The organism is Gordonia polyisoprenivorans, from assembly GCF_017654315.1.
GTDB lineage: Bacteria > Actinomycetota > Actinomycetes > Mycobacteriales > Mycobacteriaceae > Gordonia > Gordonia polyisoprenivorans_A.
Genome location: NZ_CP072203.1, coordinates 1,814,316 through 1,839,164, shown reverse-complemented (window position 1 = coordinate 1,839,164; position 24,849 = coordinate 1,814,316). Strand labels below are relative to the sequence as shown.

General features: G+C 63.4%; 24 protein-coding genes and 1 pseudogene. 17 read left to right on the top strand and 8 right to left on the bottom strand.

Annotated elements, in window-relative coordinates; translation table 11 throughout:
* Window positions 1–3 precede the first annotated feature (3 nt).
* Both J6U32_RS08340 and rfbA read right to left on the bottom strand, forming a co-directional pair.
* Window positions 4–1,506: a sugar transferase gene (locus J6U32_RS08340; protein ID WP_432276986.1), complete on the bottom strand. Its 1,503-nt coding sequence runs from the start codon at window positions 1,504–1,506 to the stop codon at window positions 4–6.
* A gap of 597 nt (window positions 1,507–2,103) precedes the next feature.
* The gene (rfbA, locus tag J6U32_RS08335; protein WP_208794636.1) at window positions 2,104–2,970 is read right to left on the bottom strand and encodes a glucose-1-phosphate thymidylyltransferase RfbA; all 867 of its coding nucleotides are present in this window, start codon (window positions 2,968–2,970) and stop codon (window positions 2,104–2,106) included.
* On the opposite strand from rfbA, the pseudogene J6U32_RS27310 reads away from it, so the two are divergent.
* The 4 genes and pseudogenes from J6U32_RS27310 to J6U32_RS27295 all read left to right on the top strand — a co-directional run.
* Window positions 2,926–3,606 (top strand): annotated as a pseudogene (locus J6U32_RS27310) (DUF1972 domain-containing protein); the annotation flags it as partial. The gene rfbA and the pseudogene J6U32_RS27310 sit on opposite strands and share 45 nt — an antisense overlap.
* A 90-nt stretch (window positions 3,607–3,696) precedes the next feature.
* Entirely contained in the window at window positions 3,697–4,308 is a 612-nt protein-coding gene (locus J6U32_RS27305) for a glycosyltransferase (protein WP_244332901.1), read from the top strand.
* An 813-nt stretch (window positions 4,309–5,121) separates the two neighbouring features.
* Entirely contained in the window at window positions 5,122–5,496 is a 375-nt protein-coding gene (locus J6U32_RS27300; protein WP_244332710.1) for a TetR/AcrR family transcriptional regulator, read from the top strand.
* A gap of 33 nt (window positions 5,497–5,529) precedes the next feature.
* Entirely contained in the window at window positions 5,530–5,841 is a 312-nt protein-coding gene (locus J6U32_RS27295) for a hypothetical protein (RefSeq protein WP_244332708.1), read from the top strand.
* 202 nt (window positions 5,842–6,043) lie between these two features.
* On the opposite strand, the gene J6U32_RS08320 is transcribed toward J6U32_RS27295, so the two are convergent.
* Window positions 6,044–6,364 carry a hypothetical protein gene (locus J6U32_RS08320; RefSeq protein ID WP_208794634.1) on the bottom strand — a complete coding sequence of 107 codons (321 nt, stop codon included), beginning with the start codon at window positions 6,362–6,364 and terminating at the stop codon, window positions 6,044–6,046.
* 160 nt (window positions 6,365–6,524) lie between these two features.
* Here J6U32_RS08320 and J6U32_RS08315 point away from each other — a divergent pair, with 160 nt between their 5' ends.
* From J6U32_RS08315 to J6U32_RS08305, 3 genes are all read left to right on the top strand, one after another.
* Window positions 6,525–7,112, top strand: coding sequence for a hypothetical protein (locus tag J6U32_RS08315; protein WP_208794633.1), 588 nt, complete (start codon window positions 6,525–6,527; stop codon window positions 7,110–7,112).
* 175 nt (window positions 7,113–7,287) lie between these two features.
* A complete protein-coding gene (locus J6U32_RS08310; protein ID WP_208794632.1) occupies window positions 7,288–7,683 on the top strand; it encodes a hypothetical protein in 396 nt (131 codons plus the stop codon).
* 89 nt (window positions 7,684–7,772) lie between these two features.
* On the top strand, window positions 7,773–9,443 hold the full coding sequence (locus tag J6U32_RS08305) for a hypothetical protein (RefSeq protein WP_208794631.1): 1,671 nt from the start codon (window positions 7,773–7,775) through the stop codon (window positions 9,441–9,443).
* Between the two features lie 21 nt (window positions 9,444–9,464).
* Here J6U32_RS08305 and J6U32_RS08300 read toward each other — a convergent pair whose 3' ends face one another.
* A complete protein-coding gene (locus tag J6U32_RS08300; RefSeq protein WP_208794628.1) occupies window positions 9,465–11,240 on the bottom strand; it encodes an HNH endonuclease signature motif containing protein in 1,776 nt (591 codons plus the stop codon).
* Here J6U32_RS08300 and J6U32_RS08295 point away from each other — a divergent pair.
* From J6U32_RS08295 to J6U32_RS08250, 10 genes are all read left to right on the top strand, one after another.
* Window positions 11,151–12,251 (top strand): aspartate/glutamate racemase family protein, encoded by a 1,101-nt coding sequence (locus J6U32_RS08295; RefSeq protein ID WP_208794626.1) that lies wholly within the window; start codon window positions 11,151–11,153, stop codon window positions 12,249–12,251. The genes J6U32_RS08300 and J6U32_RS08295 overlap by 90 nt on opposite strands.
* Entirely contained in the window at window positions 12,248–13,756 is a 1,509-nt protein-coding gene (locus tag J6U32_RS08290; RefSeq protein WP_208794624.1) for an amidohydrolase family protein, read from the top strand. The genes J6U32_RS08295 and J6U32_RS08290 overlap by 4 nt, the downstream gene beginning before the upstream one ends.
* On the top strand, window positions 13,753–14,640 hold the full coding sequence (locus J6U32_RS08285; RefSeq protein ID WP_208794622.1) for a polysaccharide deacetylase family protein: 888 nt from the start codon (window positions 13,753–13,755) through the stop codon (window positions 14,638–14,640). The genes J6U32_RS08290 and J6U32_RS08285 overlap by 4 nt, the downstream gene beginning before the upstream one ends.
* Entirely contained in the window at window positions 14,637–16,217 is a 1,581-nt protein-coding gene (locus tag J6U32_RS08280) for an ATP-binding cassette domain-containing protein (protein WP_208794620.1), read from the top strand. The genes J6U32_RS08285 and J6U32_RS08280 overlap by 4 nt, the downstream gene beginning before the upstream one ends.
* Before the next feature lies 1 nt (window position 16,218).
* On the top strand, window positions 16,219–17,079 hold the full coding sequence (locus tag J6U32_RS08275; protein ID WP_208794619.1) for an ABC transporter permease: 861 nt from the start codon (window positions 16,219–16,221) through the stop codon (window positions 17,077–17,079).
* The gene (locus tag J6U32_RS08270; protein ID WP_208794617.1) at window positions 17,076–18,053 is read left to right on the top strand and encodes an ABC transporter permease; all 978 of its coding nucleotides are present in this window, start codon (window positions 17,076–17,078) and stop codon (window positions 18,051–18,053) included. The genes J6U32_RS08275 and J6U32_RS08270 overlap by 4 nt, the downstream gene beginning before the upstream one ends.
* 35 nt (window positions 18,054–18,088) lie before the next feature.
* The gene (locus J6U32_RS08265; protein ID WP_208794615.1) at window positions 18,089–19,681 is read left to right on the top strand and encodes an ABC transporter substrate-binding protein; all 1,593 of its coding nucleotides are present in this window, start codon (window positions 18,089–18,091) and stop codon (window positions 19,679–19,681) included.
* Window positions 19,682–19,707: 26 nt separating this feature from the next.
* Window positions 19,708–20,769 carry an isopenicillin N synthase family dioxygenase gene (locus J6U32_RS08260; protein ID WP_208794613.1) on the top strand — a complete coding sequence of 354 codons (1,062 nt, stop codon included), beginning with the start codon at window positions 19,708–19,710 and terminating at the stop codon, window positions 20,767–20,769.
* 70 nt (window positions 20,770–20,839) lie between these two features.
* Entirely contained in the window at window positions 20,840–21,499 is a 660-nt protein-coding gene (locus J6U32_RS08255) for a GntR family transcriptional regulator (RefSeq protein WP_208794611.1), read from the top strand.
* Window positions 21,500–21,514: 15 nt separating this feature from the next.
* Complete coding sequence (locus J6U32_RS08250; protein WP_208794609.1) at window positions 21,515–22,585, top strand: phospholipase D-like domain-containing protein; 1,071 nt, start codon at window positions 21,515–21,517, stop codon at window positions 22,583–22,585.
* Window positions 22,586–22,612: 27 nt separating this feature from the next.
* On the opposite strand, the gene J6U32_RS08245 is transcribed toward J6U32_RS08250, so the two are convergent.
* The 4 genes from J6U32_RS08245 to J6U32_RS08230 all read right to left on the bottom strand — a co-directional run bounded on the left by J6U32_RS08245 (window position 22,613) and on the right by J6U32_RS08230 (window position 24,723).
* Window positions 22,613–23,938, bottom strand: a complete 1,326-nt coding sequence (locus J6U32_RS08245) for an alpha/beta hydrolase (protein WP_244332706.1) — start codon at window positions 23,936–23,938, stop codon at window positions 22,613–22,615.
* Window positions 23,939–24,046: 108 nt separating this feature from the next.
* Window positions 24,047–24,298, bottom strand: coding sequence for a hypothetical protein (locus J6U32_RS08240; RefSeq protein ID WP_244332703.1), 252 nt, complete (start codon window positions 24,296–24,298; stop codon window positions 24,047–24,049).
* On the bottom strand, window positions 24,265–24,441 hold the full coding sequence (locus J6U32_RS27820) for a type II toxin-antitoxin system YoeB family toxin (protein ID WP_244332899.1): 177 nt from the start codon (window positions 24,439–24,441) through the stop codon (window positions 24,265–24,267). Before J6U32_RS27820 ends, J6U32_RS08240 begins: the two co-directional genes overlap by 34 nt.
* A 39-nt stretch (window positions 24,442–24,480) precedes the next feature.
* On the bottom strand, window positions 24,481–24,723 hold the full coding sequence (locus tag J6U32_RS08230; protein WP_208794608.1) for a type II toxin-antitoxin system Phd/YefM family antitoxin: 243 nt from the start codon (window positions 24,721–24,723) through the stop codon (window positions 24,481–24,483).
* Between the last annotated feature and the right edge of the window lie 126 nt (window positions 24,724–24,849).

Sequence of the window (24,849 nt, the reverse complement as noted above, 5' to 3'; positions counted from 1 at the left end):
GAGCTAGTACGCTCCGGTCTTGTTGGCGGTTGCGCGGATGGTTCTCACAAGAATGGCGATATCCTGCATGATCGACCAGTTCTCGACGTACGAGAGATCCAGTCGCACAGATTCTTCCCATGAGAGGTCGGATCGGCCAGAGACTTGCCAGAGACCAGTGATGCCCGGCTTGACCAGCATCCGACGGGCGACACGCCCATCGTACTTCTCCACTTCGTCCGGCAGCGGCGGGCGCGGCCCGACGAGGCTCATGCTTCCCGTCACGACGTTGAAGAGCTGGGGAAGCTCATCAAGGCTGTAGCGCCGGATGAACTGGCCCACTCTTGTCACGCGCGGATCGTCGCGCATCTTGAACAGCACACCTGCCCCCTCGTCGAGGTGTGCCAGTTCGTGCTTGCGCTTGTCGGCGTCCTGCAGCATCGAGCGGAACTTCCACATCTCGAACGGCTTGTTGTTCAGCCCGATACGGATAGCTCGGTAGAAGATCGGGCCGGCGGAGTCGACTTTGACGGCGACGGCGACGGCGACCATGATCGGCGCAAGCAGCAGCAACGCGGTGAGTGCCCCCACCCTGTCGAGTGCAGCCTTTCGGAACCGGTTGGCACCCTCGTACCGAGGCTTGTCGATATGGAGCAACGGCAAGCCAGCGACAGGTCGGACCATCATGCGCGGGCCGGCCACATCGGTGACTCCGGGCGAAACGAGCATCTCCACGTTCATGCCCTCGAGGTCCCACGACAAGTCCTGCATCGCTTGATGTCCCAGCGCCTCGGTGGAGGTCACCGCGACGGTGGTCGCGCCAGTGTGTTTGACCGCCAACGTCACATCGTCGAAGTCGCCGAACACGGGGACATGGCGGTCGTCGATGCGCAGTTCCTCGGGTGTGCCCCTCCTACTGGGCGGCAGGCACACACCCATTACGTCGTAACCCAGGGTGGGTGTGTTCAGCAGTCTCTTGACCAAGGGAGCGGACGCTCCGACCGAGCCGACCACGAGCAGTTTCTCTAGGTGGCGTGCCCGTTGGCGCTGACGTGTGAGTCGCTTTCGCCAGTACCAGCGTGCTGCGACAAGGCTGAGGGTGCCCACCGGCAGCGCAATCAGGAGGAAACCGCGTGCGATGTTAAGCCGGAACAAGAGGTCCACCATGGCCAGCACGCCGAACACCGACAAACACGCGGTGACGACCCGGCTGTACTCGTCGGGTCCCGAACCAATGACCCGACGATCGAGCGTGTGGAACACGCGAAGCGCTGCCAGCCACGCGGCTGCGAGCACCACCGAAACAAGCGCGGCGGGAATACCCAACTCGCCGTTGGCTTCCAGGGGATCGTCGGAGCCGAACCGCACCAGCTGGGCCACCACGATCGATGCGACCACGATGGCAAAGTCACCCCAGGCGACAGTACGCAGGTAGCCGAGCACCCATGACTGTGGCGTGCGGACGTCACTGTCGTCGCCCGCTCCCAGCGGCCGACGACCAATCCTCAGATCGCGATTAGCGGTCACGACTTCCCCCGAAAAGTCCAACCGAACGCGCTGACAGTACACACAGTGCGCACCTTCTGTCGTGTTGAACTGGGGACAAGCGTAGGCAACTAGCCCATTCCCATACGCCGATGTCCCTGCAAAGTGATCTCAATTTTCCGCGAAAGCGTCATGACGCTTCGGACATGTACGAAAAATATAGCTTGCTCTCAGGTTTCGCACAATCTGGAAGCGGAAGAACATTAGCAGAAGAGATGTGACCAATGTCATAGGTTGCGTGAAATCGTCCTGCCCCGTCTCGAAATCCGCTGTTGCGCGGGCTATTCATCGTTCACCCGGACGACCGCGCGCCACAGCCACTGGAGCGTTCACGCCGTTTTCGGGCATGCGAATGTGGACGAAATAATAACCCGTCGTCCTCGTCATTGCGCGAATTCCCCCTACCGAACTACAGCACTTTCATCTTCTGCGCATTCCACACCTAAATCAGACTTCCGTCTCGCAAATTAAAAGTTTACGATCTCGCAAGGTCGCTTATATGAGATAGCGCCAAGATCGAGTGAGTAGACGCACACACGCGCTCATGCGCAGGTACGGGGGGAGTCCCGATTGGGCTGATCACCCGCGATCGATCAGGGCCCGCAAGTAGTCGCCGTACCCAGACTTGCGCAGCTTCTCAGCCCTGGCGACGAGCTCATCGTCACTGATGTAGCCCTGCCGCCACGCAACCTCCTCCGGCACAGCAATCTTCAGTCCTTGCCGCTGCTCCACGGTCCGCACAAAGTTTCCTGCATCCAACAGCGAATCGAAGGTACCGGTGTCGAGCCATGCAGTGCCACGGGGTAGCACCCGGACTGCCAGCTTGCCCTCAGCCAGGTAGTGAGCGTTGACGTCGGTGATCTCGTACTCGCCGCGTGCACTGGGCTGAAGATTGCGCGCGATCTCAATCACGTCATTGTCGTAGAAGTAGAGGCCGGGCACAGCAAAGTTCGACTTCGGTTCACTCGGTTTCTCCTCGAGCGACACCGCAGTGCCAGCGTCGTCGAACTCCACGACACCATACGCGGTGGGGTTGGCAACCCAATAGGCGAATACGGCACCGCCGTCCAGGTCATCGAAGCCTTGGAGCTGGGTGCCGAGTCCCGGTCCGTAGAAGATGTTGTCGCCAAGCACAAGTGCAACCGACTCGTTTCCGATGTGGTCCGCTCCGAGGACAAACGCCTGTGCGAGTCCATCGGGCGATTGCTGCGGCACGTAGGTGATGCTGATCCCGAACTGGTCCCCACTACCCAGCAGGCCTTGGAACGCCGCGGCGTCGCTCGGGGTCGTGATGACCAGGACGTCTCGGATGCCCGCGAGCATGAGCGTGGTCAGCGGGTAGTAGATCATCGGCTTGTCGTACACCGGCACCAGCTGTTTGCTGACGCCCTGAGTGATCGGATGCAACCGAGAGCCGGTACCACCGGCAAGAATGATGCCGCGCATTGCCAGAGGTTAAAACGTGGAGTTGTCGATCGCACCCTGAGGGACGTCGATGTGTTGATGCCCACGAAGATTGGTCCGAACGGAGGACTATTGAAGCGATTGGGTGGTTTCGTTTCGCCAATCGCGGACGATGGCTCCATAATCACCTTCATGCCAGCTTCCTCATCTTCGCCGGCTCGCCGTCTGCATGTTGCCCTCATCGGTACCCGCGGTGTGCCAGCCGCATACGGTGGCTTCGAAACAGCCGTCGAAGAGGTGGGCCGACGGTTGGTGTCACGCGGTCATCGTGTTAGCGTTTACGGCCGCAATGAAAGTCAAATCGGCAACGTGTATCTCGGAATGCGACGCGTAACCCTTCCGGCTATTCGCAAGAAGGCGCTTGAGACACCCACTCACACAGCTCTCTCCGTCGTTCATGCTATCTCTCGCCGATGCCCTGATGTCGCCATCGTATTCAATGCGGCAAATTCACCTTTTATCCCCGCGTTGCGATTTCGCGGTATCCCAACAGCACTTCACGTCGACGGACTTGAGTGGAAGCGGAGCAAGTGGGGTGGCGCCGGAAGACATTATTATCGAATCGCAGAGTCCTTTGGAGTGCGAACTTCTGATGCATTGATTGCAGACTCACCGGGCATTTCGGACTATTACCGTCATCAGTTCGGAGCTACTACTGAGCTCATCGCGTACGGAGCGCCTCACATCGAAGCTATGGATAGTGCACGTGTGGCAGAGTTGACGCTCGCCCCAGGTGCCTACCATCTGGTTGTCGCGCGCTTTGAGCCAGAGAATCATGTCTTGGAAATCGTGGAGGGCTACCATGATTCGGCGGCATCCAAGCCTCTGGTGGTTGTGGGCTCAGCACCGTACTCAGAGGAGTACACCAAGAAGATTCAGGCGATCGCGGACAACGATTCGCGCATTAGACTCCTGGGAGCCATCTACGACCAGGAGCAGCTCGACTCGCTCTACTACCATGCTTGTTCCTACATTCACGGACACTCTGTGGGTGGCACCAATCCGTCACTACTTCGCGCGATCGGCGCCGGTACCGCTGTCGTCGCCTACGACGTGTCATTCAACAAGCACGTACTGAACGGCCACGGCTGGTTCTTCTCCGACTCTAACGATGTCGCCAAGTGCGTTCAGACCGTCGAGGAGTCAACGTCGAGAGTCGCCGAAGTCGGAGCGCAACTGCAGCAACACGCACGCGAGAACTACACCTGGGAAGACGTGACCAACGAGTACGAGGCTCTCGCGCTTCGTTTGGCCGACGGTTACAGCCACCGCTCCTCGCATCGGCGAGCCCGGCGGAAACTGGTGGAATGGACAGGCTGACGGACCCGATCGCTCGACCAATCGATCATGGCTCGTTTTGCGTCGAACCATCAAGACACTGATATCTGCATGCAGGCGTAGCAGCTAAACCTGCGGTCGTCCCGGCGCGGATACAGTTGTCGAGCGATCCATAGGACCGACTCAGAGGCCACCGAAGGCTGGCTGTCGGCCAAAACCTGGAACGCCATCCAGAGCTCGAAGCCGATCTGCTGCGTCCGAGCCCTGAGCAAGCAGAACAGTTCTTGATGGCCCGCCACTAATTGCGCCTCGACGCCGCCGAGCCGTTCGGACTTTGGCGCTCCACCTGGCTCCTCGTCGCGTCGGAGTTGAGTTGATGAGCAGAGCACAGCCCCACAGCACGCCGACCGGTGAAAGCACAGCACCAGACTTCGCCTCCGAGGAATTGACCGATCGTCCGCTGGCGGCACACTTCTTGGAGGCAGTGGGACGAATTGCGCGACACGTACTCCATTGCACCGCACATTGCTACATTGATCGATGGCGCAGTGAGTCGGTCGAACGAGCCGTCACGATCCCCACAGTTCCGATCCCGTGTATCACTCCGCCGATCCACGAGCTGGACGTCTCATAGTTCTCGGATCGTGCTCGCCAGCATCATCATTCAGCGATTGCGAGTATCGAGAAAGTGATCGAGTTCACTCCGGAGAATTTGTTTCACGCTTCCGCAAGAGCCTCTGTGCCATACCGACTGGATTCGTCCGAGATAGTTGCAGGTTGGTATGCATTTCCTTAGTCAAATAAACAGTATCGGGACCTTGGTCCTACTCGCTATTGACCGAAGCGTCGTTAAGAATGGCAAAGATGGACGGCGCGAACATCGAACGACGGCAGCACATCGTGGACGTGGCGATCCGCATTCTCAACGAGGACGGGGTCGACGCCCTCAACATGCGCCACCTCGCCGCCGAGCTACACCTGCGACCCATGGCCGTGTACTACTACGTGCCCAACAAGAGCGCCCTGCTCACGATGGTGCTCGGTGAAGTCGTCCAGCGCGTCGTGTGGTCGCGCTACTCAGGTCCCCCGCGAGAGCGACTGCTCAGCCAGTCGGTGGACCTCTACGACAAGCTGAGTGTCATCCCGTGGATCTCCGACGTGCTGCACGAGGGCACCAGCGTCGGCATTCCCTCACTGTCCCAGGCCGAGAACTTCCTATCCGCCTGCTAGGAACTGGGATTCGACGACGACGAAGCCTTCGGGTTGTGGCGCACGACGTGGTTCGTCATCTCCTCGGAACTGCAGTGGAACGGCGAGGCACGCGTGCGCCGCGGCGATCGCATGCCCACCCCCGAGTTCACCGACGCAGTTATGGACGCCCACCCGTCGGCGGCACGCGTCTTCGGGCAATGGGAATCGTTGTCCGAGGGATACAGCGTCGTCCCCTACCTCGCCGCGCTCATCGACGGCGCCATCGCCAACGCGCGCACCACAGTTCCGGCCACCACCCGCAAGGCAATTCGCGCGCAGGCGGGGCGGAAGGTCAGCGGGTCGGCGGAAGTGGCGTCGGCCTGAGGTCGCGCTCGACTGACTCGGCGGTGCGTACCAGCTCAACGGCATCCAGTAGCACGGTCCGGTGGCGAGAACTTCGAAGATCCCGTCGGCTACATCCTCTGTCGATGTACGCGCGATCAGCCAGGTGCCCAAACGGAAGCGCACGCATGCTCAAGTCCAGGAGCAGCAGATCCGGGCGTATATGGGGCGGTAGCTTCCATACTCACCCTGTTCTGAATTTGCCTTTCGCGACAGCTGCGGCGAGCAGCGCGATAGCCAGACTGGCCGCGCCGGTGATCGCAGCAGGCAAAGGCCACTCCCAGATCACGAAGATGGACAGTGCAACGATCGACACCAAGAGTGCAATGCTTGAAACGACTAGGGCTAGAACTCCTTTGGGTGTTCCCTGTTGCTTGGCGCGAGCGACACCCGACTCCGCCGCCGAGCGCTTCGATATCCACTGCGACAGTTCCGTTCGTGTCGCGGGGTTCTGCTGGATCACCGGCCGGAGTTCCGGGGTGTGCAAGGCGATCTGGGCCAGCACGAAGTCAGGTGTGTGTGGGTCACGCGCGAGGGCCGCAGCTTCGGGAGTAGCCCGGATATACGCCGGAGCATCTCGATCGGTGCGCATAGGAACCGTCCCTTCGGTTGACAGTGGACTCATTTGACGCCATCGCGGTGCATCGAGTCTGTAACCCGAAGAGATGAAAAAGTCGCAGAGGCGTTCTGGGGCGAAGACTTTCCCCGATTCGGCTTTACTCTTTACGGCTATGGACAGCGAGCGTTACGAGGGGCCGGTGTCGAGCACGCCTCCGTTCTACAAGCCTCTGCCGTCGACCATGACCGCACACGCACCGCGGGTACGCCAGCGCCGGCCTCGAAGCGGATGGATTCCGGTGGTCGTCACCCTGACGCTGGTGCTCTTGCTGGGCGGCCCTCCGATGGTGCTGTTCGCGCTGGGTGTCAGCAAGGAATCGGCCGAGCAAGCCGTCAGAGGGTTCTACGATGCCTACAATTCTCGGGATCGCGATGCTGCGCTGGCGGCCACGTGCGGCATCGAGCACGACGTCATCAGCAACGTCGGTGGCGCTTACACAGATGACCCGATCCAGCAATGGTTCAATCCTCCGCCGCAACAGCCTTCACCCGACCCCGACGACGACTCCGGGCCTGGTTTGGGGATCAACGACGATCTCCTGCGCAGTCAGACGTCGCTGGATATCGTGCAGCGCGTCAACCCTTCGATCGACCACTCAGAGATCAAGGGGTCGGCAACATCTTCGTGTGGTTGAACGCCTCGGAAATCGGAGACCCTCACCTGATGGTGGTCCACCGAGACGGCGGCGAGTGGAAAGTATGCAATATCAAGACGTAGTACCCGCGCTCGAGTACCGCGCCCCGCTGAAGGAGCTCACAGTGGCAAGTCCGCCGCCAACCGCCGACCGTCCTCCTACGACACGGCGAGGAATGCCGATCATCCCGTTGATAATGATCGGGCTTGTGGTGACCGCGGTGCTCCTCGCGATTGTCGATGCCGCGAGAGCGGATTCGGGTTCGCGCGTGACCAATGACGGAATCTCGATACCTGAATTCGGCCGTCCCGGCACGGGACAGCCCGTCTCCAGTACCACCGAACTGTGCAGTGCCTTCGATGAGGCCCGCGACTACTTCGATGAGCGAAATACGGTCAACTTCGCCACTGGACTGAACGCGATCAGCTACTACGTCGACGTTGCGCGTCTTTACCCGGCCGAGAGCATCCAGTGGGGTGCCCGCAATATTGGTACGGCCGTCTCATCGGGGGCCGTCAGCATCGAAACCTGGTATTCCAACACCCGCGACGTCCGGGTGGTGTGCCGGTGATACCCGACCATGGGGCGGCTCCCCGGCCGGCACGACCCAGTATTGCGGCCACGATCGCCGGGCCTCTCGGCTTCGCATCAGCTGTTCTCGTGGGCTTCTTGTGGACACCGATCGCGGGGATAGTCGTCGCGGCACTGACTTTGCTCTACACCGCGCTGCTGCTCGCGGGCATGCCGGCAATGTCGAGCGGCTCCAGCGTCGATCCGTATCTCGCGCAGGTGATGCGATGGAAACTCGTCATTTTGCCACGACCTTCTGGTGCACCGGGGATCGCCGCGATCGGCCAGGCTGTGCGGCGGATCATGTTCTCGGTGCAGACGTGGATTCTCGCGGCCGGAGCGGTGCTCTTGTTTGGTGCGATCGCACTGTTTGCATTCGACAAGATTGCTGGAGAGCTGTCCTCAGCAGCCCTGTATGTCACGTTGGTGATCCTCTATACAGCATTTGCGCCTCCCTTGATCGCCGGGTCACTCGCTGAGCTCGAAGGGAAGCCATTGTCTGCGGCCGCGTTCATTCCGTCACGAGGCTGGCCGGCAGCAACGATGTGCTCACTCATTACGATCGTCTGTCCGTCGGTCGCTGCGTATCTGGCGCTCGACGTGTATGCGTCCCTATTTGACTTCCACATCGCCTGGGAGCAGCGGCTAACCGGTAGCACAATCGTCATCGTCCTTGTGGGACTTGTTGCGGCTCTCGTCGCCGCGACGATGTTCGTCCCGCTTCGGTGGGCGGCGTACTTCGCGATCAAGTACGACATGCCGATCGGTGGATGCATCGTGGAGAGTATTCGGGCTGCCCGTGATCACAGGTGGCGTCAGGTGCTCCAGGTGGCGGCGGTCACGATGATCACCGTCATTCCAGTTCTTATCGGCCGCGCACTCGATCAATCGGCAACTTCTTGGATGATCTTTTTCGCCGGACTCGCTGTGGTTCCGCTGGCTCTGGTGATATTGACGCTCGCCGGGGGCATCGACTTCAAGAACCTTTGTGCAGAGGAGTCGGCGCCAGTCGACAGGCAGAGGCATCCCGTGACGTACCCAATCCCTGGCGTCGCCGACGCTGTCCCACAGCCGCCATTGTCCACAGTGCAGGTCCCACGTTCGCGCCCGGCGCCCCGTGGATCGCTGTTGGCGATCGCGGCGCTGATTCTGTATCCGGTGCTCAATACAGTGGCGTTGAATGTGAACGCGCAAATCCAGACGAGAGCAACCCGTTTCACGGCATCGCTCGCACCCGACACCGCTCTGTTGCTCAGCATCGCGATGGGAGTCGTATCCCTGGTTCCCGTGGTGTTTGCCACGATGGCCGTACTTCGGTCTCGCCAGGACTTCGAAGCACCGCAGGGATGGATCCGAACCTTGATGACGCTTGCAATACTCGCTCAAGTCGGTGGTGCCATCGCGCAGGCGGTCACAACGGGCTCACTGGCGGCCGCAGACGCCGGACCGTACTTGTACCTCGCTGATTTCATCTCCGCGAGTTCATTACTCGCTGCGTGGCTACTCGGTCATCGGCGTGTCCGCCCGACCGCTGGTCTTGCGATCGTCGGCGGATTCGTCACAGCGCTGGTCCTGGCGCGACTGAACGAACAGCTCGGCATGGTCGATGCTCGGTTCCCCAACACTTTCGTGGAGGTCACGACCATCGACGCCGCCGTTCATTTTTCGGTGGTGTCTGTAGTCTTCGCGCTGACCGCATGGATCGCATACGCTATCGAGCTGGCTGCGCTCCGACACACATCCTCCCGGGACACCTACTGACCAGGTGCCACACAACCACTCTCAGAACGGCGGCGGATGCGCGTCATCCCAACGCTTCAGGGCACGCTGGTCCGCGGCGCGTGCCTTGGCGTGGCGCGCGTCGATCGCTTTGCGGGCGGGATGATCGGGTGGTTTGTTCTTGAGGTACCTCAGTTTGTGGGCACCCTTCAGCCCGGGGAACATGTCGACACCGCGGAAGGCGTTGCCGACAAACCAATGCCCGGTCGGTGACTGGAACATCGCGGTCATCATGGTGTCCTGGAAGTCACGCCACCGGCCGAAGGTCTTCATCCGATGGTGAAAACGGCATAGTGGCTTGATGTTCCACGCTTCGGTCGGACCACCACGCTCGGGATGCTGATGGTCGAACGGCTCGCTGTGGTCGAGATCGGTCTTCCAGACCGGCTCGTTGCAGCCCGGCCACGTACAGCACAGCTCACCCACCCGGACGAAGGCCTGCAGACGCTTACCCGGTCGATACTTCAGCCCGTCAATGCCCTTGAGCGCCGACTCCCGTGAGATCCCTACCTTGCGGGTGAACTCTGCCTCGGCGAGTTGACGGACGGAATCGGCGTCGATCGGACCGTATCCGTCGATGAGCGCGTCATCGTCGTCCTCGCCGGCCAGCGTCGACTCGTTGGCCACGACAAAGATCGTCCCGCGGGGGCCCGCCGGATCGTGGCGATGGTCGGCGCACTCGCAGGTACACTCCGCCTGCGCCTCCTCTGGGGTTTGATCTTGCTCTGCGAGGTGCTCCGCTTCTGGAGCGTGCGCCTCATCGGTATTCGGATCATTTTGCGGCGCTTCGGCATCGATCACTGCTGAGTCGTCGGGTGCGTCGTCACTGTCGCTGTCATCCGCGACCGCGGTGCAGTCCTCGCACTCGCAGGCGAGGCGATCGCGTCCCTGGGTCAGGGCGATCAACGCGTCGGCTCGCCGCTGCTTCTTGGTGCGCGGGTCACCCTTGTGAACGCCCTCGGCCATCGCATCGAGTTGCGAGCCCACCAGAGCGCCGTCGGCGGTGGGCAACTGCGCGGTCATCCGCGCCTGGCCCGGCCGGAATCGATCGGGCCCGATCGCGACGCCCCGGTCAGATTGTGCCCGCTCCCGATGACGCCGAGACACCGACCGGTCGACCTTGGAGACCACCCGCTTGACCATGTTGGTGAACCGTTGCGTCGACATCTGATCACGGGACCCGATCATGTCGGACAACTTCACGTCGATCTCCGGAAGCAGCTCCGGATCACACAGTTCGGTCACAGCAGCGACAATCTTGAAACGCTGCAGGTCAATTCGACCGAATCCGAGCATCGCACCGGTCGACGGCAGCCGATAGCGGGCAACCTCGGCCAGCTTGATCATCTCCTTGGCGGCGGCCGGAGACATCGACAGTACGGCCCCGACGTCGGCGACCGTCCGGTCCAAACCGTCCGGACCGAACTGCTCGCGCGGATCGACTCCGCAGACCGCCTTCGCCGCCGACTCGGCGATTTCCGCAAGACTCGACTCACCGGAGGTCTTCTCGGCGACCTCGCATCCGTACTCCTCCTCGTGCGCCTCATGAAGCAGCGAGATGCCCTGCAGCATCCGGTAGTGCGCCGCCGAGATCGTCGCGGCGCTATGCGCGATGACCTCCACCAGATCTCTCTTCGAGAGGTCCTCATCCTCGGGAATCTGCTCCAAGAACGACTTCGGCTGCTCGTCATGCGCGCCCGCAAGCCACAAATCCGTTGCGCTCGGCACGCCGACGGCATCGGCGTCGGCGTCGCGATCGAGCGGGATCTCGGAGGACATGAATCGAACATACCGTCGGGGTCTGACAAAGCTGATCGGCACTGGTCAAAGGGACTTCTCGCGATTCTGGGCAACGAAGGGCGTGTCCACAGGACTGGCGTCTGCACAGCCAACAACTCACGACGAAGAACGCCGGACCCGATACACGGAGTTTTCGCCTGGCAATCAGCCAGAAACACAGACGGTATACCGTTTTGCCTCATGAGCTTCCCCGGACGCGATCGCACCATCGCGCGCCCACCCCAGCAAAGCAAGGGGACCAACTGCCGACCTGCCACTCCGGCCGGCCTGCAGACACGGCCCTCGATCATGGTGGTCAACCCCAACACCTCGACAGCGATGACTGCGCTGTGCCTCAAGTCCTGTGAGCTGACGTTCGGCGAGAAGCTGCAGTTTATTGGCAGTTCTGGCACTGAGAGCGTGGCAACCGTCGAGAGCTGTGTCGACGAGGTCCACGGCGCAATGTCGGTGATCGATCAAGTACGCGCCGGTGAGGCTTCCGGCGTCGACGCCTACGTCATCGCCTGCTTCGGTGACACCGGCTTGTGGGCCGCGCGGCAACTGGCGTCGGGTCCGGTGATCGGCATGAGTGAAGCCGCACTGTATACCGCTTCAATGGTCGCGGCACGGTTCAGCATTGTCACGATGCCTGTGCGGACCCGAGAATCTGCTGTTCGCGTGGTTCACGAAGCAGGGCTCGCCCATCGCTGCACCGTGCGGGCCATCGACGAGCCCGTCGCCGCCACACTGGTCGACAGCAACTCCGAGCTCCTTCACCAACTCACCGCGGCAGCTAAAGCCGCCATCGCCGAGGACTACGCCGAAGCCATCATCCTGGGATGCGCCGGACTCGGCGATCTGGCAACTGCGCTCGAAGCCGATATCGGGGTTCCCGTCATCGACGGCGTCGTCGCCGGTGTGGCCCTCGCCGATGCCCTCCTCACTGCTCGGATCACCACCTCCCGCGCAAACACGTTCGCGCCCGAACCCGATGCAGGAGAGCAGCAATGACGGCGGCAACTCTGTTCTCAGGTGTCTCGGTGTGGGACGGGCACTCCGTCATCGGGCCAACCGACGTGCTCGTCGAAGCACCGTTCATCCGATCCATCGGGTCGGCAGCACACACGTCGGCACCGCTGGGGTGCACCGTCATCAGTGGCGCGCGCAAGCTACTCATCCCCGGTTTGATCAACGGACATTTCCATTCCTCCACCAACCATCTCAAGGGACGGTTCCCCAGTCGACCACTGGAGACGTTCATGCTCTTCGAGTCTCCACTGGACACTGTCAATCCGCCCACACCGCGCGAGGTATATCTGCGAACGGCTTTGGGCGCCATCGAAATGCTGCAATCGGGAACCACCGCGGTCGCCGACGACGCGTTCTTTCTCCCCCACCCGACGCCGGAGCTGATCGACGCGGTCATGCAGGCGTACGCCGACACAGGAATCCGGGCAACGGTGGCCCTCGACCAGCCAGAGCTGCCGGAAGTCGAGAAGCTTCCCTTCCTTGACGCGCTGGCCACCGGAACACCGTACGACGACCGGCTTCGGACACGCGGCGCGCCCGCAGAGCAGCTGCTCGACGCCTACGACCACCTGTTCTCGCGATGGCACGACACGTCGGACAACCGACTCCGCGCGGCAGTCTCCGTCTCAGCGCCCCAACGTGTTTCGCTGGACTATCATCGCGCTCTGATCGACCTCAGCGAACGGCACCGGACGCCGCTGTACGCGCACATCCTGGAAACCAGGACCCAACGCGTGCTCGGACACCAGAGCAGCCGGTTCAGTAGCGCCTCACTGATCCGGTACTGCGCCGAGCACGATCTGCTCACCCCACGGACCGACATCATCCACGCAGTCTGGGTCGACGACGACGACATGGATCTCATCGCAGCATCCGGCGCAACCGTTGCACACAACCCGGTCAGCAACCTCCGGCTGGGAAGCGGCATCATGCCGTTGCGGCGCATGCTCGATCGCGGCATCCCTGTCGCGCTCGGCGTCGACGAGGCGGTCTGCAACGATGCCATCGACATGTGGAGTGTGGTGCGGATGGCCGGCCTCATCCACAACATCACAGACGCCGACCCCGCACGGTGGCCGCAACCGCAGGAGATCCTCGACTGTCTGTGGCGGGGCGGGGCACACGCCTTGGGACTCGACGGTTCTCTCGGCCGCATCGAAGCCGGCGCGCTGGCTGATCTGGCGCTTGTCGATCTCAGCGGACCGGCGTTCACCCCACTCAACGATGCGGCCGGTCAACTCGTCTACTGCGCATCCGGAGCCGACGTCACACTGACGATGGTCGCCGGACGGGTGGTGTGTGCCGACCGGCATCTGACGCTGGTGAATCAGGGAGACCTCCTCGCGGAGTGCCGGGAACTCTACGCCGCCCGCGCTGCCGAGCAGGAACACATGGATAGCCAAGCTGCGCAGTATCTTTCGATCTACTCCGCGATGCTTGATCGCGCCCGGCACACAGAAGTGGGAATGAACAGGTTGGCCCTATGAACGACGACGACACCACGAACCGCACACAGCGGTTGACTCCATGGCCCAACGGGGCCCGCCTCGCCGTCTATTTCATTGTCGCCGTCGAGGACTATCGACCCGACGACGGCCTCACCGAGGATATTGTGCCCGGCGTCCCGGCGCCCGATCTCGTCAACCGCGCGTGGCGCGACTACGGGAACAACGAAGGCGCGCAACGGCTCATCGATGTCGCCACGACCGCCGGCATACCGGTGACCACCATGCTCAACACCATGCTCTACGACTCGATGCCCGACGTTCTCGAGGGTTTCCGGACCGTGGGAGCCGAGTTCGTGGCACACGGACACTCCAACTCCGACACCCTCGCCGGAATGTCCCCGGACGAGGAATTACGTTATGTCAGTGGCATTTCCGAGCTCATCGAGAAATATGAAGGCCAGTCCCCACGCGGGTGGTCGAGCCCATGGCTCACCCACACCCCCAACACGACCACGCATCTGGCGCAGGCGGGGTACCAGTATCTGCTCGACCTACGCAGCCACGACCGCCCGGTGTGGATCACCACCGAACAGGGCCCGCTGCTGTCGATTCCCTACTCGACGGAGATCAACGATTCCACGTCGATGATCGGCCGCCAGGTCGGGGCTTCGGATTTCGCGGACATGATCATCGACGAGTTCGATGAACTGCTCACCACCGGCGGCGAGGGCCCGTTGGTGATGAGCGTGATCAGTCACGCCTTCATTTCCGGTGCACCTTTTCGCACACGACACCTGCGCCGGGCTCTCACCCACATCACCGCACACGCCGGCACCGACGTGTGGTTGACCCGGCCGGGCGAAATCTACGACGCCTTCAGCGCCCTGTCACCGGCACCCGACACGAACGGAGTTCACCCATGACCGAGCATGCCGAACCCGTCGCCACCGTGACCGACCTGCGGGTCACGTTTGGTTCGGGCCGCAGCCAGGTCGCCGCTCTGCAAGGCGTCTCACTCGCCATCGACCGGGGCGAGATCCTCGGTGTCGTCGGTGAATCCGGCTCCGGCAAAAGCCTCCTCGGGCTGAGCCTGCTGGGACTCCTCCCCCGCACCAAGACCATCGAGGTGTCCGGATCAGTGGTCGTCGCCGGCACCGACATGGTATCGGCCGACCCGAAAACCCTTCGGAACATCCGCCGCAACCATCTCGGCGCGATCTTCCAGGATCCGATGACCTCACTCGATCCGACGATGCGTGTCGGCAAGCAGATCGCCGAAAGTGCCTCCGACAAGGTCGATCCGGCCGAGCTACTCGCCGCCGTTCATGTGCCGAACCCGGACCTTCGCGTCCGCGCGTACCCGCACGAACTGTCCGGGGGGCTTCGGCAACGCGTCATGGCGGCGATGGCCATGAGTTCACGTCCCGCGCTGATCATCGCCGACGAGCCGACCACCGCGCTGGATGTCACGGTTCAGGCCCAACTGCTTGCCCTTCTCGCCGATCTGCGTGCGGATTTCGGTTGCAGCGTCTTGTTCATCACCCACGACCTCGGGGTGGCCGCACAGATCACCGACCGCATCGCGGTCTTCCACCAGGGCAGCATCGTCGAACTCGGTGCGACCTCCGAGGTGCTCAACACCCCGCAGCACCCGTATACCCGCACGTTGCTGGCCGACCGGTTGTCGCTCGACACGTCGCTCCAGAACGGCGAGACCACCAAATCACCCACCGGCACATCACCATCGGACCAGCGGCGCATCGTCCTCGAACTCCACCAGGTGTCCAAGCATTACGCCACCCGCCGGGGATTCGGCAAGCGCACGGCCCTGCACGCCGTCGACGGCGTCGACCTTCAGGTCACCGCCGGTGAATCGATATCGATCGTCGGCGAGAGTGGTTCCGGCAAATCGACATTGCTGCGAATGATGGCCGGTCTCGAAACACCCGACGACGGCCGGATCACGGTCGACGGTGACGTACAGATGGTCTTCCAGGATGCCGGGGCATCGCTGACGCCGTGGCTGACCGTGGAATCACTGCTACGCGAACGCCTTCGACGCGAAACCCTCACCAAGACCGAGAAGGTGACGAAGATCAACGAGGTGCTCGCGCTGGTTGGGCTCCCACAGTCGGTCCGGGGACGCAAACCCGCCGAACTCTCCGGCGGTCAACGTCAACGAGTCGCGCTCGCGCGTGCGCTGATCATCGCGCCCGCCATCCTGCTGTGCGACGAACCCACGTCGGCGCTCGACGCCTCGCTGGCCTCGGTGGTGTTGACGTTCCTCGCCGAGGTCCGCGCCCGCCTGGGATTGACCATCGTCTTCGTCACCCACGACCTTGCCGTCGCACGGCTCATGGGCGAACGCATCGTGGTGATGGCGGGGGGACGGATTGTCGAATCCGGTACCGCCGAGCAAGTGATCTCCACTCCGACAAGCGACTACACCCGCACGCTCATCGACTCGGTGCCCCGGTTGCCGCTGGACGAGGCGAGCTGACATGGCGACCTCCGTGGTGCCGCGCCGCCGATACTTTCCCACATTGCTCCGCCCCCGTGCCGGTTACCGCAGTGCCGGATTCACCACCGTCATCGCACTTGTCGGACTGACCGCACTGATCCTCCTCGGCCCGATTCTGGCACCACACGACCCGGTGCAACCCATCGGTGCCGCCAACCAGGGACTGTTGTCACCGAACGCTCTGCTGGGTACCGATGCCGTCGGACGCGACGTGTTGACACGCACGCTCTACGGGATGCGTACCAGCTGGCTGGCTGCCCTGACCATCGTGGCCGTCGGGTTGACGGTCGGGGCCGTCATCGGCGCCGTGGCCGGCGCGATCGGCGGGTGGGTCGATGCCGTACTCATGCGGACGACGGATCTATTCCTGGCGTTACCAGGTGCGCTGGTCGCCATCGCCGTGGTGGCCGCACTCGGTCCGAGCCTGAGCAACACGATCATCGGAATCAGCCTCGTGTGGTGGCCGTACTACGCCCGGGTCATTCGCGGTGAGGTCCGAGCGCTGGCCGGGCGACCGCACGTCGCAGCGGCACAACTGGCCGGAGCCGGCCGGCTGCGGGTGATCACCCACCACATCGCGCCCGGCGTTGTGCCGACCGCGGTCGTCGCCGCCAGCCTCGACATCGGCAATGCAATTCTCCTACTGGCCGGGCTGTCGTTCCTCGGCCTCGGCCAACGCCAACCCGCGCCAGAGCTCGGCGCAGACACAGCCACCGGGATGCAGCAGATCCTCACCGAATGGTGGGTGCCAGTCGTCCCCGCCGTTGCGGTTCTCGTCCTGAGTCTGATCGCCAATCTCGCCGGCGACGCACTCAGCAAGTCGGTCAGGAGTTCCCAATGACCACATTCGTCCTGCGCCGACTCGTCTCGGCCACCGCCCTGCTCATCGTGCTGACCGCAGTGGTGTTCACCCTGCAACAACTCAGCCCAGCCGACGGGGTCAAGGCCTACCTCGGGACCGGGGCGTCACCGGCAGCGGTGGCCGCGGCACGCCACCAGCTGGGCTACGACCGCCCGCTGATCGTGCAGTACCTGCACTACCTCGGCGGAATCGCACACGGCGATCTCGGGTTGTCGCTGCGGACTCGCGACCCGGTGACCACGGACCTGGCGTCCGCGGCACCGGCAACGCTCGAATTGGTGTTCACCGCTTTCATTCTCGCGATCGTGGTGGCCCTGCTGTATGTGGTGTCCAGCGCTGTCCTCGGCGGCTCGGTCTTTCGCACCCTGCTGCTCGTGGCGGCCTGCGCACCGCCGTTCCTGCTGGGTATCGCCGGATTGATCACCTTCTACGCGCATCTGCGCTGGTTGCCCGGCGGTGGCCGCGGGACCGTCGGCGGCCCCACCGGCTTTACACTCGTCAACGCGATCCTGCACGGCGATCCGGCGCAGTTCGCCTCGGGCGTAAGCCATCTCGTGTTACCAGCGCTGACTCTGGCAATCGCCCCCGCCCTCGCGATCGGCCGCGTCTTGCACAACAGCGTCGATACGACGATCCGCGCCGACTACATCAGGACCGCCAACGCGACCGGTATCAGCCCTTGGCGGGTCTACACCGGGCACGTCGCCCGTAACTCGATCGGCCCCGCCCTGTCGATGGCCGGACTCCAACTCGGTTTCATGTGCGCGGGAGTCGTTGTGGTCGAACAGGTCTTCAACTGGCCGGGCGTCGGGAACTACCTGGCCGAGAGCATTCCCGTCGCCGACTTCAGCGCGATCGCCGGAGTCACACTGCTGCTCGCCACCGTCTACATCGTCGCCAACGCCGCCGTCGACATCCTCCAAGCACTCGCCGATCCCAGAATCGCTCTGTGACGTTGTCCCCCAACACCCCTCGAAGGAGTACTCGGGTGAAGAAACTCATCACACCACGCCGCGCGACCGCCATGGCCGCCACCGCGGTCGCAGTCGCGCTCGGACTGTCTGCGTGCAGTTCGACCACGTCCGGCGGCGGTAGTGCCGCACCAACCGACGGGACCCTTGTCCTCGGACTCAATGGTGACATCGGACAGCCACCCGACCCCGACATCTACTACGCGAACAACGGTGTCGCGATCATCCAGAACGTCTACGAAGGGCTTGTCAAGTACAAGGACGGTGCCGACAGTCCCCAGATCGCACCGTCTCTGGCCACCTCGTGGTCGGCTGACCCCACCAACACCGTCTTCACATTCCACCTGCGGGACGGGGTGACCTTCCACGACGGCACACCGTTCACCGCGGACGCAGTCAAGGCCTCGTTCGATCGGCGCCTTGCGGTCAACGGCGGGCCCGCATACATGGTGGCCGGTGTCGAGTCGGTGGCCACGCCTGACGCGCATACCGCCGTGATCACCCTCAAGGCACCCAACTCGGCGTTCCTGGACTATCTGGCCTCACCGTTCGGTCCGCGGATGGAATCTCCCACGGGGCTCACCGCGCACGCCGGAACCGACCACGCGCAAAGCTATCTGGCGAAGAACGATCTCGGTACCGGCCCCTACCGGCTGACCAAGGCCACCACCGGTACCGAGTACGAGCTGTCGGCCTACCCCGGTTACTGGGGCCAGAAGTCACCGTTCACGACGGTCAAGCTCCCCGTCTACAACGATGTTTCTTCGCTCGAGCTGGCCATCGAGCAGGGCGATGTATCCGGTGCGGTCAACGCGTTGCCCTCGTCGGCATTGTCGCGGTTCGGCTCCAACGCGCAGCTGAACAGCTACTTCCTGCCCACGCTCGGTGCGGCACTGCTCACACTGAATCCGCACGGCTCGTTCTTCTCCTCACAACAAGCTCGAGTGGCGTTCCTGCAGTTCGTCGATCGTCAACAACTCGTGAGCAGCGTGATGGGCAAGACCGCCGACCCGGCGACAACGATGTACGGCCACGGGATGATCCCCAACGGCGCCGACAAACAAACCATCACTCATGACCCGACGGTGCTCACCAACTACGCCAAGACTCTGCCTGCGGGCACGCCGATGACCGTCGGCTACGCAACATCCAACGACAACGCGCAGAAGATGGCCAATATCGTTGTCGCACAGCTGCAAGCGATCGGCATCAAGGCCTCCGCGCAGGGCTACACCACCGCGACCGTCTTCTCCTGGCCCAACGACCCGACCAAGGGACCCGACGCCTTCATCGACGGCTCCAACGGACCCGACGGCGGCAACCCGTATATGTGGGGCCACGTCTTCTGGGACAAGTCCGGAGGGATCAATTACTTCCTCTGTGACAGTCCCGCTGTCGATTCCCTGCTCAACTCTGCCGTCGCCACCGGTGACACAGCACAGTACGTCACTGCCGGCCAAGAGTACGAGAAGACCGGCTGCTACATGAACCTCGCCAACAACAAGGACTGGGTCGTCACACAGAAGTGGTTGACCAACGTCCCGGCTGCACACAACGTCGGTTCCTTCGAACTGAACTTCAACCAGCTGGGTATCAACTCCTCGAACTGATCGAACACCACACCAGAAAGAGAACCATGAACACCTCCGATCACTCATTGGCGCCGAGCGCCGAATACCGGACCACCGCCGGGGTGGACGACACGCCCAGCGAGGGTGTCTTCGAGGTCGAGGTCGTCGACATCTCCCTCGCCGTATCGCCCACTGCCAGTGCCGCCGACGTGCATTCCGTCGCAACCACGTTGCTGAACTCGTTCACGCAAACCGGTTTCGCCGTGGTGACCGGTCACGGGATCAACGAGTCCGCGTTCGCCGACATGTGCACGACGTCGACGGAGTTCTTCGCACTGCCCCGCGAAGAAAAGATGAGCGTGGGATTCCCGGCGCCGGAGATCATCCGCGGCTACGAGCCGGTTCCCGAGGCCGCCGAGGGCGCACGAACCTTCAACGCGATGGAGTCGTTCCTGATCAACAGGATTGATCCGGTCGACGACTTCGCCACCGACACCGGGCAGGGCCGCCTCTGGCGGTGGCCGAACCTGTGGCCCGAGCGTCCCGAAGACATGCGGCAGGTGTGGGAGACCTATTACCGGGCGATGGACGCACTCGGCGCACGCCTACTGGAGCTGATCGCCGACGCATATGACCTGCCGCAGAACACCTTCACCGCCATGTTCGACCGGCACTTCAGCAATCTCGCCTACAACAACTACCCGCCGCGTGATGCGGTGGCCCACGACGACATCATTCCCAACGGCACCCACACCGATCACGGAGCCCTCACCCTGCTCTACCGGCCGTCGGAGCCCGGCGGCCTAGAGGTGTACGCCCAAGGACACTGGTGGGTGGTGCCGTGGATCGAGAACTCGTTGGTCCTCAACGTCGGCGATGTCCTCGAGTTCTGGACGGGCGGCCGACTGACGGCGACCCCGCATCGCGTCACGTGGTCGTCGGGCGCGAACGCGGGCGCCGGGCGGCAATCGGTGGTCTTCTTCCAACAGCCCAACCCCGACGCCCCGCTGACCCCGGTTCCGGGTCTCGCCGCGACGCAGACCCCATCCACAGCGAATACGTCGGCGGGAATGCACATCTCACGCAAGGAGCTCGGACAGCATACGCTTGATGCCCTCGGAGTCTGATCCCGGGCGAGATGTGTACCGACCGAGCACGGAAGGAAGGAACTGACCCATGCCGAGGGGACACAATGGTGTGGACCAGACGGATTCGCTTGCCGCGCAGATTTATTCGACGCTGAAGGAATCCATTATCCGGGGTCGGCTCCCTCAGGGATCGCGGCTGGCCGAGCAACGACTCGCCACCGAGCTGAAGGTCAGCCGCGTTCCGTTCCGTGAGGCGATACCCCAGTTGGAGATCGACGGTTTCGTCCGGACCGAGCCGAGACGCAGCGCGATCGTGTCATCGTGGACAGTGACCTCGGCCCACGAGTTGTTCGATATGCGGCTCTGCCTCGAAGTGGGTGCGGCTCGCTATGCGGCGCGGCAGATCGCCGGCGGAGCGTCATCGGATGCGCTCCGCCGCGCGCTCGAAGACGCCGACGCAGGCCTCACGACCGGCGACGCCTACCTCGTGGCACAACAGAGCACGGAGTTCCACGAGACGATTGCCGACCTCACCGGCAACGCACTCATGCGTTCGATGATGCGCTCGCTCGCCGGGCGCATGATGTGGCTGTTCTACATGACCTCCGACCTCGACAGTGCTCGTGCGCACTGCGATCACGGAGAGATCGTCGAGGTCATCGAGACCGGCAACGAGCGTCTGGCGGAGAGCGTGGCCTACGCCCACATCGAACGCGATCGTCAGGAGTCGATCGAGATGCTGACCCGCCACCATCTGTTGACCGACTGACTACTGTGAGTCCTCGTGGACACCCTCGGACTTGGCACCAACCGCACGGCCCGACTCCTCACCGGTTCGGTGTGGACCCAACTCACTCCCCTCATCGCCGCTCGACAGCATTCGGTGACCGCGGCGATCGCTCACGTGGGCGCCGACGCACACACCCACCTTCCGCTGCGATCCGGGTCGTCGATCATCGTCGACGCCACGGTCCGGGCCGTGGAACAGAAGTCGACCAACCCCCATTCGCTGTTGGCGTGGCTCAAGGCCGACGTGCGGGTGTATTCGCTGCCGCATCTGCACGCCAAGATGCTGCTCTGTGAGGCCACCGACGACTCCGATGCCTTCGTGGCCGTCGGGTCGGCCAACGTCTCGGACCGCTCGCAGGCCGTGCTGCAGGAGGCAGTCGTGCTGACCGACAGTCCCGACACGGTCGACGAAGCGCGCTCGTGCCTCGCCGACTGGAAACAGCGAGCCACACCGCTGACGATCGCCCGGGTCCGCGAGCTGTGCGACATCTTCGATCAGTCGACCGTGACCCTCCCGGGCGACGAGGAGTTGCCGGACGAGCAGGCGCCCGAGGAGCACACCCACGAGGTCCACCAATGGCCTCGACCGTCGACACTGTTCGTCACGCAGGTGTCAGCGGTCGACGACATGTCTGCCGAAGCGGAGTTCGAGCGCGACCTGCTGGTCGAAAAGCACGACGCGACAACCGAAGAGAACGCCACCGTCGGCAAGCCCTACATCGCAGTATTCTGCAATGACGGCGACCGCACGACGGCTCAGGACGTCTACGCCGAGGGCAACCACGTGGTGCTGGTGTGGAAGGTCCGCGGCCGGGCAAAGCGGCGCTGCATCGCATCCGAACCCGGGCAGGTGATCCACAAGTGGATCGACTACGACGCCTCACCCGCGCGCACCTACTACTACGTTCTCGTGCCGCATTCGACGGCGGAAGTGACTTACGGCGACATCGCCGACGGACTCGACACCATCGGCGTCACGCTCGACGACGACATCGGGTATCTGCGCCGCAGCGTCATCGACGCGATCCTGGCGCAGTGGCCGGATCTGGAATTCGTTGCCGGATAACAGCCTTCGCTGGTGACCCCGACCGGCTCAGCGGTGCGTCGAGGTGATCGCCGGCGCCAGATGCGGAGCCAGCGACCCGATGGCCGTGGCCGCAGTATCGACCGCGTCGCGCACGGGTGCGGGAAGCGTCGCGGGCAACAACGAGAGCTCGCGCTCGACGTTGGCCGGGCTCACCAGACTCGCCGGCGTGGGCGAGGTGGGCGCGACTGACGGGGATTGAGTCGATGTCGTCGAGGTACCGGCCGCTGCCGCATCCAGCGCGGCGTCGACCTCCTCTGCGTCGGCGTGCGCGTCGTCGCCCCACGCGAGCCAGTTGTGACCGCCGCTCGAAAAGCGGTAGCGCACCGGAAGCCCGACAGCGGTGGTCGCTGCCTGCAGCAGCAGTGTGGAGCCGAACGCCGCCGATTCGAGCGCTCCGCCGACGATCACACCGTCGGCCGAGGAGAGCAGGAATGCCGGGAGTTGTTCGGGATGCTCACGCAAGACGGTGGCCGTGGCAGCGTTCTGCGCGGCGATCTCGGCCGGTGAGAGGGTGCCGTTGCCGGTCGACACGATGATCGTCTGAGGTGGGGCGGGCTCGGTGACGAGTCGGCGCGCCACACTGTTGTGCGCCCAGCTGTTGCCGGGGCTCAACGGAGCACCCCACATTCCCCACAGCCCGTTGGTGATGCCCGATCGGCTGATCTGGATCAGTGGGATCGCGAGCCAGCCGAGCGGACTATCGGTCTCGTAGTAACCGGAGTAGGCGCGCATCACCGAGAACGTCTCGGGGTGATCGAGTCCGGTGATGATCGCCGGTGCCGCCGACATCGACACCCCGACGATCGCGTTGTTGCGCTGTCCGACATCGAAATTCGAGTACAGGTAAGACGGGAGCTCCGAACTGAGGAAGGTCTCCCATTGGGGCGCGGACGCGGCACCGGTCGGCGCGGTGCGCCAGTTGGTCATCCACTCCCCCGACCCGCCCGTCGGCATCACCAGATTGTCTGCGGGACTGTAGTTCTCGACCGCACCGGCGATCGGCAACGACCACGAGCTGTAGGCCGGGGTAGAGCCGAGCCCGTCGAGGAAGTACACGCCTCGTTCGGTCTGGCCGGGTTGCTGATCGGACGGACGTACCTGCACGGTGACCTCGCGGCCCAGCGACTCCGAGTGCCAACTGCAGGTCTGCACATGATTCGCCTGATCCTCGGCGGTGCGCCACACGCATCCGGACCTCAGCCGATCGGGGTTGACCGCGTGCGCCGCTCCGGCACCGACCACGGCCGCTCCGCTCGACGCGAGACACACGGCAAGCACCGCGGCGGCCACTCGGCGCGACGTGGATCGCTTGGTCGTGGCGTGTCGCCTCATGCGGAGCCCCTCACTTGTCGCATCAACTCCACCGTACGGGCCCCGACGCAACGGGCGGCGACAATGCGACATCGGTCCCCCAAAAGGTGGACAGACGCGCGGGTGATCTCACTCCGCCGACAACGGCACCGACCGCACGATCACCTTCCTCGCCGAGTCGAGCGCCTCGGTCTGGTAGTAGCCGGAAGCTTTCTGCGGCAGCGTGATCGGCGTCGACGCGCCGTTCCACGCGGCGGTCGTCAGCGGTGTCAGGTTGGCGGCGGTGCTGCCGTGCAGCACTCGCCACTGGGTGACGCGGGTCGCGCCGTTCCAGGCGGCGCGGATCGTCATGCCGTCGTGGCCGATGACGGCCTCGGGCACGCCGGTCGGCTCACCGGTCCACGGTTGGTAGTAGGCGCGGTAGCTGCCCGTCGGGGCCAGGGGGTGAATTCATCGCGCAGGCACGCGTCGAGCAGAGTGTTGATCCGCTTCAGTAGTCGCCGGTCAGCGGTTTGCCAGTGCACATAGTCTTCCCACGCCGATTGGTCCCAGACCAGACGCACTCAGCCGTCCTCGTCAGTCCGGTCGAGGTCATGCACCTCGGTCTGCCCCACGGAGGCACGTGTGTAGGACTCCAACAGTCGGCGGGCGTTGGCCGGGGACCTGATCAGGTAGGCCGTCTCCTGCCACGCCGCGTACTCGTCGGCCGACATCAGCACCGCATTGCCCTTCCGAGACACGATTTCGATCGGACTCCGATCGTCGTTGACCTGCTCGATCACAGCGCTTACCGGGTGGTGCACCAAGCGCGTATCTCATGGACGAAACAGGTTGGTGGCCAGAGTTATCCACAGGCTTCGTCACGACCCGCCGATGGCCGATGTGCGCGTTATAGGCTTCCGGCACGCATTGCTCGGCACCGGGGGGACGAC

Bases quoted from the DNA above. Each gene is read 5' to 3' on its own strand.
- J6U32_RS08275 (WP_208794619.1), top strand. From the start codon at position 16,219: ATGGCGACCTCCGTGGTGCCGCGCCGCCGATACTTTCCCACATTGCTC.
- J6U32_RS27300 (WP_244332710.1), top strand. From the start codon at position 5,122: ATGGCAAAGATGGACGGCGCGAACATCGAACGACGGCAGCACATCGTG.
- J6U32_RS08295 (WP_208794626.1), top strand. From the start codon at position 11,151: ATGCGCGCCCGCAAGCCACAAATCCGTTGCGCTCGGCACGCCGACGGC.
- J6U32_RS08310 (WP_208794632.1), top strand. From the start codon at position 7,288: ATGCCGATCATCCCGTTGATAATGATCGGGCTTGTGGTGACCGCGGTG.
- J6U32_RS08315 (WP_208794633.1), top strand. From the start codon at position 6,525: ATGAAAAAGTCGCAGAGGCGTTCTGGGGCGAAGACTTTCCCCGATTCG.
- J6U32_RS08285 (WP_208794622.1), top strand. From the start codon at position 13,753: ATGAACGACGACGACACCACGAACCGCACACAGCGGTTGACTCCATGG.
- J6U32_RS08245 (WP_244332706.1), bottom strand. From the start codon at position 23,938: ATGAGGCGACACGCCACGACCAAGCGATCCACGTCGCGCCGAGTGGCC.
- rfbA (WP_208794636.1), bottom strand. From the start codon at position 2,970: ATGCGCGGCATCATTCTTGCCGGTGGTACCGGCTCTCGGTTGCATCCG.
- J6U32_RS08270 (WP_208794617.1), top strand. From the start codon at position 17,076: ATGACCACATTCGTCCTGCGCCGACTCGTCTCGGCCACCGCCCTGCTC.
- J6U32_RS08290 (WP_208794624.1), top strand. From the start codon at position 12,248: ATGACGGCGGCAACTCTGTTCTCAGGTGTCTCGGTGTGGGACGGGCAC.
- J6U32_RS08260 (WP_208794613.1), top strand. From the start codon at position 19,708: ATGAACACCTCCGATCACTCATTGGCGCCGAGCGCCGAATACCGGACC.
- J6U32_RS08300 (WP_208794628.1), bottom strand. From the start codon at position 11,240: ATGTCCTCCGAGATCCCGCTCGATCGCGACGCCGACGCCGATGCCGTC.
- J6U32_RS08280 (WP_208794620.1), top strand. From the start codon at position 14,637: ATGACCGAGCATGCCGAACCCGTCGCCACCGTGACCGACCTGCGGGTC.